Here is a 12,651-nt window from a genome sequence, read left to right as displayed (position 1 = left end):
CGGGCGTGCCGGTGCCTTTCCCGGGGGCTTTCGTTAGCCGGGTGTCCTGCGGATTTTCGCGCATGGTTCCAACACGGAGGAAAGCAATGCAGATGGGCAAGAAGGTGGCGGTTCTGGGGGCGCTGGCCGGTGCGCTGGTCCTCGGTGGTGCGGGTTCGGCCGGTGCCCAGGGCTTCGGCGGCCTGTTCGAGCACGGTGGTTCGACCCAGAGCAACGAGTGCAGCACCAGCACCGGTGCCACCACGAACACCGGGGCGCTGGCGCAGACCGGTGACATCGAGTTCTCCTCGAACTGCATCAACTTCGACGAGACCGGCCGGGCGCACCAGTCCAACGAGTGCGACACCGCCGCCGGGACCACCGCGGTCACCGACGTGACCGCATCCACCGGTGAGATCGAGTCCTCCTCGAACTGCGTGAACATCGCGGTCGACGGCTGGCACTGAGCCGGCGGGTCCGCCCGCCCGTCACGCGGTGGGTGGACGGGGAGATGCCGGCACGGCCCCCGGAGGTACCCCTCCGGGGGCCGCGCCGTGCCGTCAGCGGAGAGCGTGAGCCCGAGTGGGGCGTGTGTGCTCGTCAGGATGGCTGAGGCCGGGCCGTCCGGACCTCAGGGCGCCGGGCAGGCCGACCCGACCGGGACGAGGGCAGCCGCGGCGTGGCCGACGACGACGTCCACGGCCCCACCGAACAACTTGATGTGAAGGGCGTTCACGGCGATGCCGCCGCCCGCTGCGGTCGAGGTCTGCTCGTTGACGACCACGGTGCCGATCAGGAGGTTGATCGTCGTGTTGGGTGCGGTGGAGGTGACCGCCGCTCCGGCCACCTTCACATTGGTGAGCGTGACGTTCCCGGTCGTGGAGACCTTGCCGGTCGCGTCGTCGGTGGCGTTCGCGTTCGCGGAGACCCCGTCGGCGGTGACGAGGCCGTCCAGCAGGTTGAGCTTGCCGACCGAGGCCTGCGCGGCGGAGGTCTGAAGCCCACCGGCGTCCGTGGCGCCGGACGCGCTGGTGCTGATCCCGCTGAGCGAAGCGATCCCCTGGATGTTCACCGAGGACAGGTTGTTGGACGCGGAGCCGGGGCCGGTGGTGCAGGTCAGATCCGAGGGCGCGATCGGGCCGGCGGTGACCAGCGGACCGCTGACGGTCCCCCCGTTGCCGTGGGCGTCGAACTTCATGACCGGAGGGGCCAGGGCCAGCCTGTGCTCGCTGTGCGGAACGCCCCCTAACGGCTGGGCCGATGCGCAGGGTGCCAGAAGGAGCGCGGACGCCAGGGCGGCGGGCACCGCCGTCGCGGTTGCTCGCCGAACGCGGCCGCCCCCGCGAAGGGATGGGGAGAGTTTCACGCCGAAACCTTTCTGTGAGGCGATTCTCCTGAAAGTCGTTTTCTTCTGAGCGCTCACCGCGAGTGAGTTCGCCAGAATGTTCGGCCGGCAGGATCGATCCGACGCTAGCGTGGGGCGAACCGGGCTGCCATCCGCGCTGAGCCATCCGGCCACGGGTCGGCAACGCCCGTGCCGGGTAGGGTCGTTCGACTCCGGAGGGGTGCTGCGCTGCCGGCGGTGGCCTGAATTCGACCCGTATGAGTGGACAATGGAACGAGCTGATCGTGGGCTGATCCGCCGGCGGCGCGCGCGGATTATCCGCTCGAATAACCGGGCCGGGTCGGTCGAATGGCGTGCCGGTCTTGAATTCTGATTCGCTCGAATGCCGCACATCTGACCGACGGCTGGATCGTTGGTGCAGGCGTGACCACAACGACTCGCATCCTGATGTACACCGGTTTCCGATCCTCCGACGCCCAGGAATACCGCCGCACGGACGACGTCGACGTTCCTCCCGCCGGTGACGCCTACCTCGACCACGGTGGAGAGCGGATTCGCCTCCAGTGGTGCTCCCAGGCGTGGCTGGACTTCCTTCAGGTGATTCAGCAGGCCCAGATCGACGTCATGGCGCGCTTCGACGTCGCCCTGGGGGCGTCCCGACCGTGACGGGCGGAGCGGATGATCGGCATCGCTGGTGCCGCGCGGGCCGCTCGGCGAGCCCTGGGCCGGACGGGGGACCCGACTCCGTCCCGGTGTGAGCCAGGCGGGTGAATCGTTCCGCCAGGAGAATACCAACGGGGTGGGCGCCGCGTTATCGGGCCCGTGAGAATTGAAATGCGAACCGGGTCGGCGTCCACCCATGTCCAGGGGCGGCAGGATCGCCATGCATGACGCGTCCCCGCTTTACGGCCTGGGGCTGTCCCAGGGATTCGACGACACCCACGGGGGAATTTCCGTTCCTCCCGAGCAGGGCTGGTTCTACGGCACTCCGACCGGTCCGAACCCGTACCGGTCCGATCACCTGGAAGCCGCCGACGACGGGTGGGCGTCGCACGAGGACTTCACTCGGCTCCTGCACACTCCCGTGGACCTCCCCGACGGCTCGATCCCCCGGCAGTCGGCTCCCCGTCCGCGCATCCGCCGCCGGCGGCCGAAGGCGGCGCGGCGCAGCTGGTCACAGATGCTCAGCACGCTGTTCGGCGCGCTGGCCGGCCTCATCGTCGCGACCGTGAGCGTGCTCGGGTGGACGTTCTCCTACAACCCCCTGCAGGACCTGGCATCAACGCGGGTCCCGCAGAACCTCGCCCAGCTGTGGCCGCTCGTCGTCTACGGGCCGTGGGTGGTCGCGTCGCTGTCGATCCTGCGCGCCACCCTGACCCGTCACCGGACCACGCAGTCCTGGGTCGTGGTGGTCGTCTTCTCCTCGGTCGCCACGACGCTGTGCGTCGTCCATGCCGCGAGGACCTTTCCGGGCGTGGTGGTCGCCGCCCTTCCCCCGCTCACCGCGGTGATCTCCTTCCACCAGCTGGTGCGCCAGATCGTCGCGCCCAGCCAGACCCGGCTCACCACCTCGACCAGGCGGGCGACGCACAAGGCCCACCGCTGAGGCGGGGCGACCGCGCGATAGGGTCGGCCGATGCCCTCCGAGCTCGCCGACACCGCCCGATACGCCGCCGCCCTCGAACCGGCCGAGCTGGCCTGGGCGTACCTCGACGGGCGGCTCGACGCCGAGGACACCCAGTGGCTCGCCTTCCTGCGCCGCTGCGACCTCGACACCGTGGCGGGCGCCTTCACCGTCCTCGAACACTCCGAGCGGCTCGACGAGGACTGCCGGGAGCTGACCGCGGACGCCCACGGCCCGGACCGGGTCTGGACCTACCTGGACGACTGCCTGACCGGACGGCCCTCCGCCGAGGGCCGGCGCGAGTTCCTGCTCGACCGGGCCGCCGCGGGGCTCGGCATGGACTGGAGCTCCACCAGCGCACTGATGGGCACCGACCGGCCCGAGGAGGTCGACGCCGCACTCGACCGCGGCGAACCCCTGGCCGGCGTCGCCCTGATCGGCCTCGCCGTCACCCACCCCGACCCGGCCGGCGTCCTGCCGCGGATCGCCCGCGCCCTCGCCGCCGAGGACGCCCCGGAACTGGTCCACCACGCCACCGTCGCCCTCGCCCACACCGCCCGCCTCCACGGCACCGTGGACCGGGCCTGCCTCGACCTGCTCCGCGACCTGCCCCGCGGCAGCCAGGCAGACGACGACCTCTGGGCCTTCGTCCCCCGCCGCCACCTGCCCTGGTGGCTCTGGCGGTACCAGCTCCCCCGCATCCTCACCGGCCGCCGCTGACCCTGCGGGTGCCCTCGCGAACGACCGACCCAGGGGCGAGTGGATTCAGGACGGGCCCACCGTGCCTGACCGGTTGCCCGGTTCTGCGGCTCAGGAGGTTCGGGTCACGGCGTCGGTGACCACGGCGGGGAGCCAGTCCGCCGTCCGGCTGAAGGAGTAGCCGAGCTGTTCGGCGCGGGAGTTGTCCATGCCGTAGTAGTGCCCGAAGGAGAACGGCGAGGGCGCCTCCCCGGCCGTCGGCGGGGTGTAGACGGGCGGCCGGCCGACCCGTTCGGCGATCAGTTCGCAGAGCAGGGTGACGTCGAACTCCCCGTGGGCGCAGGCGTTCACCGCTCCGGTGAACCCGGCGCCGGCCGCCCACTGCAGGAAGCCGGCGATCTCCTCGTACTCGGTGAAGGAGGACGGCCGAGGCCCGGCGTGGACGGCGACGGGCGCGCCGGTGCGGATCCGCTCCACGTAGTGGGCCAGCCGTCCGGTGAAGTCCTCGGCGCCGCCGCCCAGTACGTGCGCGGTGCGGACGGCGGCGAACGGGAAGGCGGCCTCCCGGGTGAACACCGCCTCCGCCTGCCGCTTGCCCTCCCCGTAGTGCGCCTCGGCGAACCCGGCGTCGTACCAAGGGAGTTCCAGGTCGACCGGCAGGCCCGCCGGGTCCACGGCGGTCTCCGGGAGCGGGGCGTCGGCATGCAGCGGCTGGTACACCTCGATGGTCGAGGTCATCACGTACCGCTCGGTGCGTCCCTTGAACACCCGTGCGGCGGCGGCCGCTTGGACGGGGTTGTAGCAGACCTGGTCGATCACCGCGTCGAACCGCCGGTCGCCGAGGGCGGCGGCCAGGGCGCGTTCGTCGTCCCGGTCCGCGGCCAGGTGGGTGACGCCCTCGGGGGCGGGCGAGGAGCCGCGGTTGACCACCGTGACCCGTACCCCGGCGTCCCGCAGCCGGACGATCAGCCGTCGCCCGAAGTACCGGCTCCCCCCGATGACACAGACCTCGCGCATCCCGATCCCTCCTCCCGCCGCCGCCCGGACGGACGTCGCGGCCGTGGCCAGTCTTCCCCAACGGCCCTGTCCGCGCAGGAGGGTTGCGGGTCCGGGGATCGCCGGTCCCTCCCGGCGGGAAGCGCCGATGCCCCGCCCCCGGGCGCGCTGCGAGGCTGCGGCCGTGTACTCCTTCGCCGAGCTCGTCGAACCCTGCGCCGACCGTCCGCCGTGTCCCGTGCCCGTCGACTGGGCGGTGGTGGAGGGCTGGCTCGGCCTGCGGCTGCCGGGCGACTACAAGGCGATCGCCGACGCGTACGGCCCGGTCGACGTCGGCGGCGGCGGGCTGTCGATCGAGGTGCCGCGGATCGACGGGGCCAGCGGGTTCGAGTACGCGGAGTTCATCCGGGACTCCAAGAGCGCATGCCGGCAGTCCTCCCGGGTGCACCCGCCGTACCGCCCGCCGCTCTTCCACCCGGTACCGGGAGGCCTGCTGCCCTGGGGGCGGACGAGCGCAGGCGGGGACCTGTTCTGGGACACCTCCGTCTCGCCGGACCCGGACCGCTGGACGGTGGTGCTCCACCGCGTGCTCCCGCGCTGCGCGGAGATCAGCCCCTGGCAGGCGTACGACCTGACGCTCACCGGGTTCGTCGAGGCCGTGCTGCTCGACCGGGTGCCGATGCCCGGCGGTGCGTACCTCGGGTCGCTGCCGATGACGGTGGCGCGGCTCGGGCTGCTCGACGAGGTGGGGTGGCGGACCGACTGCTACCGCGGGCACCGCGGGACCTTCCCCGACGACCACCCGCTGGCGGTCTGGCCCGAGCCCGGCGGCTTCCTGCCGTTCGGCAGCACGATCGACGCCGACATGCTCGGCTGGCTCACCGAGGGCGAGCCCGACGCGTGGCCGCTGATCGTCTGGCCGCGGCACGCCCCGCAGGGGCCGCGTCTGGCGGGCGGGCTGGTCGACACCCTGGTGGCGTGGCTGCGCGGACGCGACCTGGGGGAGGCGTTCCCCGGCCTCGACCCGGAGGACGACCCGCTGGAGTTCGCCGCGTTCCAGCCCTGGGACGGGTCCGTCCCGGAACCGGTGGCGACCGCACCCCGGGCCGTCGACACCCCGGCCTGACGCCAGGTCACCGGAATGGTCTAGTCCACTCATTGACAGTCGGGAGGGTGCGGGCGGACACTGATCGACCACGAAGACCAGCCGTCAGGAGGTCACAGTGGGTTCACCGTCAGCGGAGGACTTCGCGGCCGCGGCGCACGCCGCCATCGACCGCGTCACCAAGGAGCAGGCGGGCGGCGTCGCCCGCGCCGCCGAACTGATCACCGCCGCGCTCGCGGCCGACGGCATCGTCCAGGCGTTCGGCACCGGCCACTCCGAGGCCCTCGCCATGGAGATCGCCGGACGGGCCGGCGGCCTGGTCCCCAGCAACCGGATCGCCCTGCGCGACGTGGTGCTCTACGGCGGGCGGCCGCCGGAGTCGCTCAAGGGGCCCGACCTGGAGCGCGGCACCGAGTCCGCCGCCCTGCTGTACGAGCTGGCCGCCCCGCACCCGGCCGACGTGTTCGTCATCGCCTCCAACTCCGGTGTCAACGGCTGCGTGGTCGAACTCGCCCGGCTCGCCAAGGAGCACGGCCACCCGCTGATCGCCATCACCTCCGCCGAGCACACCGCTCGGGTCCGACCCAGGCACCCGTCCGGGCAGCGGCTGCGGGACCTCGCCGACGTGGTGCTCGACAACGCCGCGCCGTACGGGGACGCGGTGCTGCCGATCGGCGGCGGCGCCCGGGCCTGCGGGATCTCCTCGATCACCGCGGCGCTGCTGGCGCAGCAGATCGTCGCCGAGGTGATCCGCCGGATCGAGGCCGCGGGGGCCGTCCCGCCGGTCTACCTCTCCGCCAACGTCCCCGGCGGCGACGAGCACAACCGCGCCCTGGAGACCCGCTACGCCGGGCGCATCCGCCGGACCGCATGACCGGCCGCGCCGCCCCGGACCCGTCCGGCGCCCTGGTCCTCGGGATCGACGTCGGCGGGAGCACCACCCGGGTCCTGGTGGCCGGGCTCGACGGCCGGGTGATCGGGACGGGCCGGGCCGGCGGCGGGAACCCGGTCGCCCACGGCGGGCCGGCGGCCGCCGCCGAGGTGGCCGCCGCCCTGCGGGCCGCCCTGACCGGGGTGGACCCGGGCGCGGTGGTCGCCGGGGTGGTCGGCCTGGCGGGCGGGACGGTCGCCTCCCGGGTCCTGGCCGGAGTCTGGCCCGCCGCCGGACTGCGGGTCCTGCCGCGCCTGGTCAGCGACGTGGAACTCGCCTACGCCGCCGGGACCGACCGGCCCGACGGCACGGTCCTGGTCGCCGGGACCGGCGCCGTGGCCGGCGAGTGCCGCGACTTCACCCCGGTCCGGTTCGCCGACGGGCACGGCTGGCTGCTGGGCGACCGCGGCTCCGGGTACTGGCTCGGCCGGACCGCCGTCAGCTCCGCGCTCACCACCCTGGACCGGACGCGGGCCCCGGGCGCCCTGCCACCCTTCGCCGCCGCGGTGGTCGCCGCCCTCACCGGCGCGACGCCCCCGACCGGCGGGCCCGACGCCGTGGCCCGGCTCCGGGCGGCGGTGATCGGCGCCGCCCACGCCGAACCGCCGGTCCGGCTGGCCCGGCTCGCCCCGCTGGTGCTGCGCGGCGCGGCCGAGGGCGACCCGGACGCCCGGCAGCTGGTGGAGCGGGCCGCCGACCACCTGCTGACCACCCTCGGCACGGTCCGGGCCCCGGACTCCACCCGGCCGGTGGTGCTGGCCGGCGGCGTCCTGGTCCCCGCCTCGCCGCTCACCGAGGCGGTCCGCACCCGTATCACCGCCCGCTGGCCCGCCGCCTCCGTCCCCCTCGCCGCCGGCACCGCCGGAGCCGCCGCCTGGCTGGCCGCCCGCCCCCTCGGCGTCCCCGGCACCCTCCACCGCCGGCTGGTCGGCGCCCCGGACTGACCCGACCACCGGGCCGCCCCGGACCGCTCGCCGGCCTCAGCCGGCGAGCGCGCCCAGGACCAGCGAGGCGACCACCGGCGCGGCGTACACCAGGGGGAAGGGGACGTGGCCGTACCAGCGGGCCCGGACGACGGTCACCACCGCGCCGCCGAAGTAGAGCACCAGGCCGACCCCGGCGGCCACGCCGACGACCGGAACGGCCAGCCCGGCCAGCAGCCCGACCGCGCCGGCGGCCTTGGCCGCGCCCAGCCACGGCCACCAGGCGCGCGGCACGCGGTAGTCGGCCAGCGCCTGGACCACCCACGCCGCGCGGCTGAGCAGGGCGTAGGCCGAGTAACCGGCCATGGCGGCCGCGACCAGGGTGACGACGAGATGGGCGACGGACATCGGATGCTCCTCGGAGGAGGGGCCGGCCCGGACTGCCCCGGCCGGCCGCGGTGAACGCTTCACCGCCATGACCCGCCGCGCGCCACGGATGTGACAGACCGCCGCGCGGACTACCGTCCGACCGCCTCCCGGCGGTCCGTCAGCGGCTCGTCCTCACCGTCGTCCCCGGCGTCGCCCTCGTCCGCCGGCTCCTCGGCGCGTCCGTCGCCCGCGGGGTCCGTCGGCGCCCGGAGCCCGTGGGCCGCGGCCCGCAGGACGCTCCGCAGCGCCAGCAGCATCAGCGCCGCGTGCGCGGGCATCGACAGGTACGGCGCCAGGCCGGGGGAGAGGAACTCCAGGTAGCTGCCGAAGGAGGCGAGCTGCACCAGCACCGGCAGTGCCCACAGCCGTGGCAGCTGGAACGCCAGGACCACGCTCAGCACGTCCGCGACGTAGAAGTACCGCTCGTGCATCGAGGGCAGCAGGAACGGCACCGCGATCGCCGAGGCGGTGGCCACCAGCAGGATCCGGGTCTGCTCCGCGCCGTCCGCCGGCGCCTGGGCCCCCCGGCCGCCGACCCAGCCCCGGCTCCGGGCCGCCAGCGCCACCAGGGTCAGCACCACCCCACCGGCCACCAGCACGCCCGCGCTGCGCACCCCGTCGGTGTCCCCGGGCCAGGAGACGAACTCGTACACCGAGGGCGCGTTCAGGGTCAGCTGCTTGTACGTGTCGGGCTGCCGGGCGTAGACGGTGAGCAGCCGCCACGGGTCGGCCCCGAGCAGGAAGGCGGGCACGTCGAGCAGCAGGTACGCGGCCGGGACGGCCAGCAGGCTGCGCCACGGCAGCCGCCGGACCAGCACCATCACCAGCAGGAACGGGAAGAGGAAGACCGCCTGCAGCTTGAACGCCAGCGCCACCCCGAAGAACGCGCAGGCCCACCAGGGCCGCCGCCGCAGCACGTGGTAGACCCCGCCCACCAGGAAGGCGGTGAAGATCGCGTCCGCCTGCCCCCACCAGCCGCTGTTGGTGACCACCGTCGGCAGGAACAGCACCGTCGCCGCCGCGCCGAACGCGTGCCAGGAGTGCTCGGGCCGCCGCAGCGCGGTGATCCGGAACGCGTAGTACGCCAGCACCAGGTCGAAGACCATCGAGATCCACTTGATGCCGGCCACCGCCCCGACGGGCAGGTAGGTCAGCGCGGCCATCAGGTAGAGGTACGGGACGTTGTAGTCCGAGAACCCGGCGTCGGCGAGCGCGTGGAAGCCGCCGTGCGAGGCGATGTGCCGGTACCAGGGGCCGAGGAAGTAGTGGTAGTCCGAGGACTCGTGGTCGAGCATCAGCACCCGGACGGCCAGGGCTCCCGCCACCAGCGAGGCGCCCGCCACCGCCAGGACCACCGGGTCGGCCTCACGCCTGCGCGGCCGCGCAGCGGACAGGTCGGACATTCGGCTCCCCGTTCAGGTCGGTCCGCGCACGGACGACAGGCACCGGGGCGCGCTCCGGGGAGCACGCCCGCCTCAGACCCGAAACAGTATCCCGGCCCGCGCAAGCCGCTCCTGGTCCGGAGCCCGAGGCCCGGAGCGCCCGCGGTCCGGACCTACGGCCAGACCAGGCAGTACAGCTGGTGTCCGGCCTCGTGCAGCCGGTTGGCGAAGTCCTGCCACTCGTGGAGCATCTGGTAGATCACGAACGCGTCCCGCGGCCCGCGCCGGTCCGGGACGGTGGACCAGATGAACGCGGCCGCGCCGAGCTCGGTCTCGTCGGCCTTCCGGAGCGGTTCGACCACGGTGTGCGGCAGCTGGACGACCGCGTAGTCGGGGTGCAGCACCACCAGCTCCAGCGGCGGCACCTGGTGCAGCGGTACGCCGGTGATGCCGGTGAGCACCATGGCGCTCATCGTCTCCGGCTTGATCTTGGTGGACAGGTGCCCGTTCACCGAGCCGCTGGTCTCCATCAGGTCGCCGAGCCGCCCGAGCGCGCCCAGCTCGCCCGCGTCCAGGCCGAGGCCGCCCGGGCCGAGGGCGGTGGGGACTCTCGCCGCGGTGGCCCGGTCGGGTGCGCCGAAGTACTTGTAGGTCACGCCCACTCTGCCCTCGCCCCGCCTTCCCCTGCCCGGACCCGTACCCCCGCCCGCGGCCCCGGCAGGCTTGCGGGCGCTGCCACCCGCGGCCTCGTCGAAGCCGTCCTCCGCCTCGGACACTCGGACCATCCTCACCGGAATTCGCCGGAATTCGCCGGAATCGACAGACCCCCGCACGTTCGGTGTCCATCCGAACGTGCCCATTACCCGTCTCACAGCGCCCTACACCGGGGCGCTGACACACACCGTGCCACGACCCTACCTCTGATCGGGCGTGTCAAGGCAGCCGCACACGGATCATCGTTCCAGATGATCGGGTCCGGCATGCGTTGCCGCAGGACACGATTTGAGAGCATGTGCGGGTGACCCATCCGGGTAACCCTCCCCGAGGACCCAGCGGAACCCAGCGGATGAGCGAGCCGATGAGCTACCCGTACGAAGCCCCCCAGTCCCAGTCGCTGTTCGAGCGAGCGTCCGTCGTCACCCCCGGCGGCGTCAACTCCCCGGTGCGCGCCTTCCGCGCCGTGGGCGGCACGCCGCGCTTCATGGTGTCGGGCACCGGGCCGTACCTGACCGACGCCGACGGGCGGGAGTACGTCGACCTGGTCTGCTCCTGGGGTCCGATGATCCTCGGGCACGCCCACCCCGCCGTGATCGAGGCGGTGCAGCACGCGGTCACCCGCGGCACCTCCTTCGGCACCCCGGGCCAGGGCGAGGTCGAGCTGGCCGAGGAGATCGTCGCCCGCGTCGCCCCGGTCGAGCAGGTCCGGCTGGTGTCCTCGGGCACCGAGGCGACCATGTCGGCGATCCGGCTGGCCCGAGGCTTCACCGGCCGCGCGAAGGTGGTCAAGTTCGCCGGGTGCTACCACGGTCACGTGGACGCGCTGCTGGCCGCCGCCGGTTCCGGGGTGGCGACCTTCGGCCTCCCGGACACCCCGGGCGTCACCGGCGCCCAGGCCGGCGACACCATCGTCCTGCCGTACAACGACCTGGAGGCCGTCCGGCAGGCCTTCGCCGCCCACCCCGGCGAGATCGCCTGCGTGATCACCGAGGCCTCGCCCGGCAACATGGGCGTCGTCCCGCCGCTGCCCGGCTTCAACCGCGGCCTGGCCGAGCTCTGCCGGGCCGACGGCGCGCTGTTCATCTCGGACGAGGTGATGACCGGCTTCCGCGTCTCCAAGGCCGGCTGGTACGGCCTGGAGGCCGCCCACGAGGGCTGGGCGCCGGACCTGCTCACCTTCGGCAAGGTCATGGGCGGCGGCTTCCCCGCCGCGGCCTTCGGCGGCCGCGCCGACGTGATGGCCCACCTCGCCCCGGCCGGCCCGGTCTACCAGGCCGGCACCCTCTCCGGGAACCCGATCGCCACCGCCGCCGGCCTCGCCCAGCTGCGCCACTGCACCGACGAGACGTACGCCACCGTGGACCGGGTCGCCGACCAGGTCTCCGGCCTGGTCACCGAGGCGCTGGCCAAGGAGGGCGTGGTCCACCGCCTGCAGAAGGCCGGGAACATGTTCTCGGTGTTCTTCACCGAGGAGCAGGTCACCGACTACGACACGGCCAAGCGCCAGGAGGCGTTCCGCTTCAACGCCTTCTTCCACTCCCTGCTGTCCCAGGGCGTCTACCTGCCGCCCTCGGCGTTCGAGTCCTGGTTCGTGTCCGCCGCCCACGACGAGCGGGCGATCGAGCGGATCGCCGCCGCCCTGCCCGCCGCCGCCCGCGCGGCCGCCGAAGCCCAGGCCTGAGGAGCCCGAAGCATGAGCGCGAAAGAGACCACCGTCGTCCACCTGATGCGGCACGGCGAGGTGCACAACCCGGAGGGCATCCTCTACGGCCGCCTGCCCGGATACCACCTCTCCGAGCTCGGCCGGCAGATGGCCGACCGGGTCGCCGAGCACCTGGCCGACCGCGACATCACCCACGTGGTCGCCTCCCCGCTGGAGCGGGCCCAGGAGACCGCCGAGCCGATCGGCAAGGCGCACGGCCTGGAGGTCGCCGTCGACGAGCGGCTGATCGAGGCGGAGAACATCTTCCAGGGCAAGACCTTCGGCGTCGGCGACGGCTCGCTGAAGAACCCCAGCCACTGGAAGCACCTGACCAACCCGTTCCGGCCGTCCTGGGGCGAGCCGTACCTCGAGCAGGTCGTGCGGATGATGGGCGCGCTGGCCGCCGCCCGGGACGCCGCCCGCGGGCACGAGGCGGTCTGCGTCAGCCACCAGCTGCCGATCTGGATCGTCCGCTCCTTCGCCGAGCGCCGCCGGCTCTGGCACGACCCGCGCCGCCGGCAGTGCTCGCTGGCCTCGCTGACCAGCTTCACCTACGAGGGCGACCGGATCGTCTCGATCGGTTACCGCGAGCCGGCCCGGGACCTCCTCCCGGCGTACCTCACCGGCAAGGGCGGCAAGAACCAGCCGGTCGGGAAGAGCTTCGGGGCGTAGGTCACACCGCGCCTTCGCCGAGCACCGCCGCACGCCCCGTCCTTAGCCCCGAATGCCCGGATCTAAGGCGGTCATAAGTACAAGAATCGCAGGTCACGGGGGGTCTGTCGGCTAACCGCGGACCCCCCGGAACCCGCCCGGAACCCC

General features: G+C 73.5%; 14 protein-coding genes. 9 read left to right on the top strand and 5 right to left on the bottom strand.

What is annotated here, in order from left to right; translation table 11 throughout:
- Positions 1–86: 86 nt before the first annotated feature.
- Positions 87–446, top strand: a complete 360-nt coding sequence (locus ABWK59_RS15410) for a hypothetical protein (protein WP_354641151.1) — start codon at positions 87–89, stop codon at positions 444–446.
- Positions 447–610: 164 nt separating this feature from the next.
- Here the strand turns inward: ABWK59_RS15410 and ABWK59_RS15405 are convergent, their stop codons facing one another.
- Positions 611–1,177: a choice-of-anchor P family protein gene (locus ABWK59_RS15405; protein WP_354641150.1), complete on the bottom strand. Its 567-nt coding sequence runs from the start codon at positions 1,175–1,177 to the stop codon at positions 611–613.
- Positions 1,178–1,747: 570 nt separating this feature from the next.
- Here ABWK59_RS15405 and ABWK59_RS15400 point away from each other — a divergent pair.
- The 3 genes from ABWK59_RS15400 to ABWK59_RS15390 all read left to right on the top strand — a co-directional run bounded on the left by ABWK59_RS15400 (position 1,748) and on the right by ABWK59_RS15390 (position 3,668).
- On the top strand, positions 1,748–1,990 hold the full coding sequence (locus tag ABWK59_RS15400) for a hypothetical protein (RefSeq protein ID WP_354641149.1): 243 nt from the start codon (positions 1,748–1,750) through the stop codon (positions 1,988–1,990).
- Positions 1,991–2,183: 193 nt separating this feature from the next.
- Positions 2,184–2,930, top strand: coding sequence for a DUF2637 domain-containing protein (locus ABWK59_RS15395; protein WP_354641148.1), 747 nt, complete (start codon positions 2,184–2,186; stop codon positions 2,928–2,930).
- A gap of 30 nt (positions 2,931–2,960) precedes the next feature.
- Positions 2,961–3,668, top strand: a complete 708-nt coding sequence (locus ABWK59_RS15390; RefSeq protein ID WP_354641147.1) for a hypothetical protein — start codon at positions 2,961–2,963, stop codon at positions 3,666–3,668.
- A gap of 90 nt (positions 3,669–3,758) precedes the next feature.
- Here the strand turns inward: ABWK59_RS15390 and ABWK59_RS15385 are convergent, their stop codons facing one another.
- Entirely contained in the window at positions 3,759–4,664 is a 906-nt protein-coding gene (locus ABWK59_RS15385) for an NAD-dependent epimerase/dehydratase family protein (protein WP_354641146.1), read from the bottom strand.
- Between the two features lie 127 nt (positions 4,665–4,791).
- Here ABWK59_RS15385 and ABWK59_RS15380 point away from each other — a divergent pair, with 127 nt between their 5' ends.
- The 3 genes from ABWK59_RS15380 (at position 4,792) to ABWK59_RS15370 (ending at position 7,623) form a co-directional block, all read left to right on the top strand.
- Positions 4,792–5,769, top strand: coding sequence for a hypothetical protein (locus ABWK59_RS15380; RefSeq protein WP_354641145.1), 978 nt, complete (start codon positions 4,792–4,794; stop codon positions 5,767–5,769).
- A 97-nt stretch (positions 5,770–5,866) separates the two neighbouring features.
- Positions 5,867–6,622, top strand: coding sequence for an SIS domain-containing protein (locus tag ABWK59_RS15375; RefSeq protein WP_354641144.1), 756 nt, complete (start codon positions 5,867–5,869; stop codon positions 6,620–6,622).
- On the top strand, positions 6,619–7,623 hold the full coding sequence (locus ABWK59_RS15370; RefSeq protein WP_354641143.1) for an N-acetylglucosamine kinase: 1,005 nt from the start codon (positions 6,619–6,621) through the stop codon (positions 7,621–7,623). The genes ABWK59_RS15375 and ABWK59_RS15370 overlap by 4 nt, the downstream gene beginning before the upstream one ends.
- A 36-nt stretch (positions 7,624–7,659) precedes the next feature.
- Here the strand turns inward: ABWK59_RS15370 and ABWK59_RS15365 are convergent, their stop codons facing one another.
- From ABWK59_RS15365 to ABWK59_RS15355, 3 genes are all read right to left on the bottom strand, one after another.
- Positions 7,660–8,010 carry a DoxX family protein gene (locus ABWK59_RS15365; RefSeq protein WP_354641142.1) on the bottom strand — a complete coding sequence of 117 codons (351 nt, stop codon included), beginning with the start codon at positions 8,008–8,010 and terminating at the stop codon, positions 7,660–7,662.
- Positions 8,011–8,120: 110 nt separating this feature from the next.
- Positions 8,121–9,434, bottom strand: coding sequence for a glycosyltransferase 87 family protein (locus ABWK59_RS15360; protein ID WP_354641141.1), 1,314 nt, complete (start codon positions 9,432–9,434; stop codon positions 8,121–8,123).
- 152 nt (positions 9,435–9,586) lie between these two features.
- Complete coding sequence (locus ABWK59_RS15355) at positions 9,587–10,198, bottom strand: hypothetical protein (protein WP_354641140.1); 612 nt, start codon at positions 10,196–10,198, stop codon at positions 9,587–9,589.
- A 281-nt stretch (positions 10,199–10,479) separates the two neighbouring features.
- Here ABWK59_RS15355 and hemL point away from each other — a divergent pair, with 281 nt between their 5' ends.
- Both hemL and ABWK59_RS15345 read left to right on the top strand, forming a co-directional pair.
- The gene (gene hemL, locus ABWK59_RS15350; protein WP_354641139.1) at positions 10,480–11,811 is read left to right on the top strand and encodes a glutamate-1-semialdehyde 2,1-aminomutase; all 1,332 of its coding nucleotides are present in this window, start codon (positions 10,480–10,482) and stop codon (positions 11,809–11,811) included.
- Positions 11,812–11,823: 12 nt separating this feature from the next.
- Positions 11,824–12,504 carry a histidine phosphatase family protein gene (locus tag ABWK59_RS15345; RefSeq protein ID WP_354641138.1) on the top strand — a complete coding sequence of 227 codons (681 nt, stop codon included), beginning with the start codon at positions 11,824–11,826 and terminating at the stop codon, positions 12,502–12,504.
- The last annotated feature ends 147 nt before the right edge of the window (positions 12,505–12,651 follow it).

This window comes from Kitasatospora sp. HUAS MG31 (assembly GCF_040571325.1).
Lineage (GTDB): Bacteria > Actinomycetota > Actinomycetes > Streptomycetales > Streptomycetaceae > Kitasatospora > Kitasatospora camelliae.
Note: the sequence above shows the minus strand (reverse complement) of the source record. Positions and strands in the feature narration are given on the sequence as shown.

Bases quoted from the DNA above. Each gene is read 5' to 3' on its own strand.
- ABWK59_RS15410 (WP_354641151.1), top strand. From the start codon at position 87: ATGCAGATGGGCAAGAAGGTGGCGGTTCTGGGGGCGCTGGCCGGTGCG.
- ABWK59_RS15405 (WP_354641150.1), bottom strand. From the start codon at position 1,177: ATGAAGTTCGACGCCCACGGCAACGGGGGGACCGTCAGCGGTCCGCTG.
- ABWK59_RS15395 (WP_354641148.1), top strand. From the start codon at position 2,184: ATGTCCAGGGGCGGCAGGATCGCCATGCATGACGCGTCCCCGCTTTAC.
- ABWK59_RS15390 (WP_354641147.1), top strand. From the start codon at position 2,961: ATGCCCTCCGAGCTCGCCGACACCGCCCGATACGCCGCCGCCCTCGAA.
- ABWK59_RS15385 (WP_354641146.1), bottom strand. From the start codon at position 4,664: ATGCGCGAGGTCTGTGTCATCGGGGGGAGCCGGTACTTCGGGCGACGG.
- ABWK59_RS15380 (WP_354641145.1), top strand. From the start codon at position 4,792: ATGCCCCGCCCCCGGGCGCGCTGCGAGGCTGCGGCCGTGTACTCCTTC.
- ABWK59_RS15370 (WP_354641143.1), top strand. From the start codon at position 6,619: ATGACCGGCCGCGCCGCCCCGGACCCGTCCGGCGCCCTGGTCCTCGGG.
- ABWK59_RS15365 (WP_354641142.1), bottom strand. From the start codon at position 8,010: ATGTCCGTCGCCCATCTCGTCGTCACCCTGGTCGCGGCCGCCATGGCC.
- ABWK59_RS15360 (WP_354641141.1), bottom strand. From the start codon at position 9,434: ATGTCCGACCTGTCCGCTGCGCGGCCGCGCAGGCGTGAGGCCGACCCG.
- ABWK59_RS15355 (WP_354641140.1), bottom strand. From the start codon at position 10,198: ATGGTCCGAGTGTCCGAGGCGGAGGACGGCTTCGACGAGGCCGCGGGT.
- hemL (WP_354641139.1), top strand. From the start codon at position 10,480: ATGAGCGAGCCGATGAGCTACCCGTACGAAGCCCCCCAGTCCCAGTCG.
- ABWK59_RS15345 (WP_354641138.1), top strand. From the start codon at position 11,824: ATGAGCGCGAAAGAGACCACCGTCGTCCACCTGATGCGGCACGGCGAG.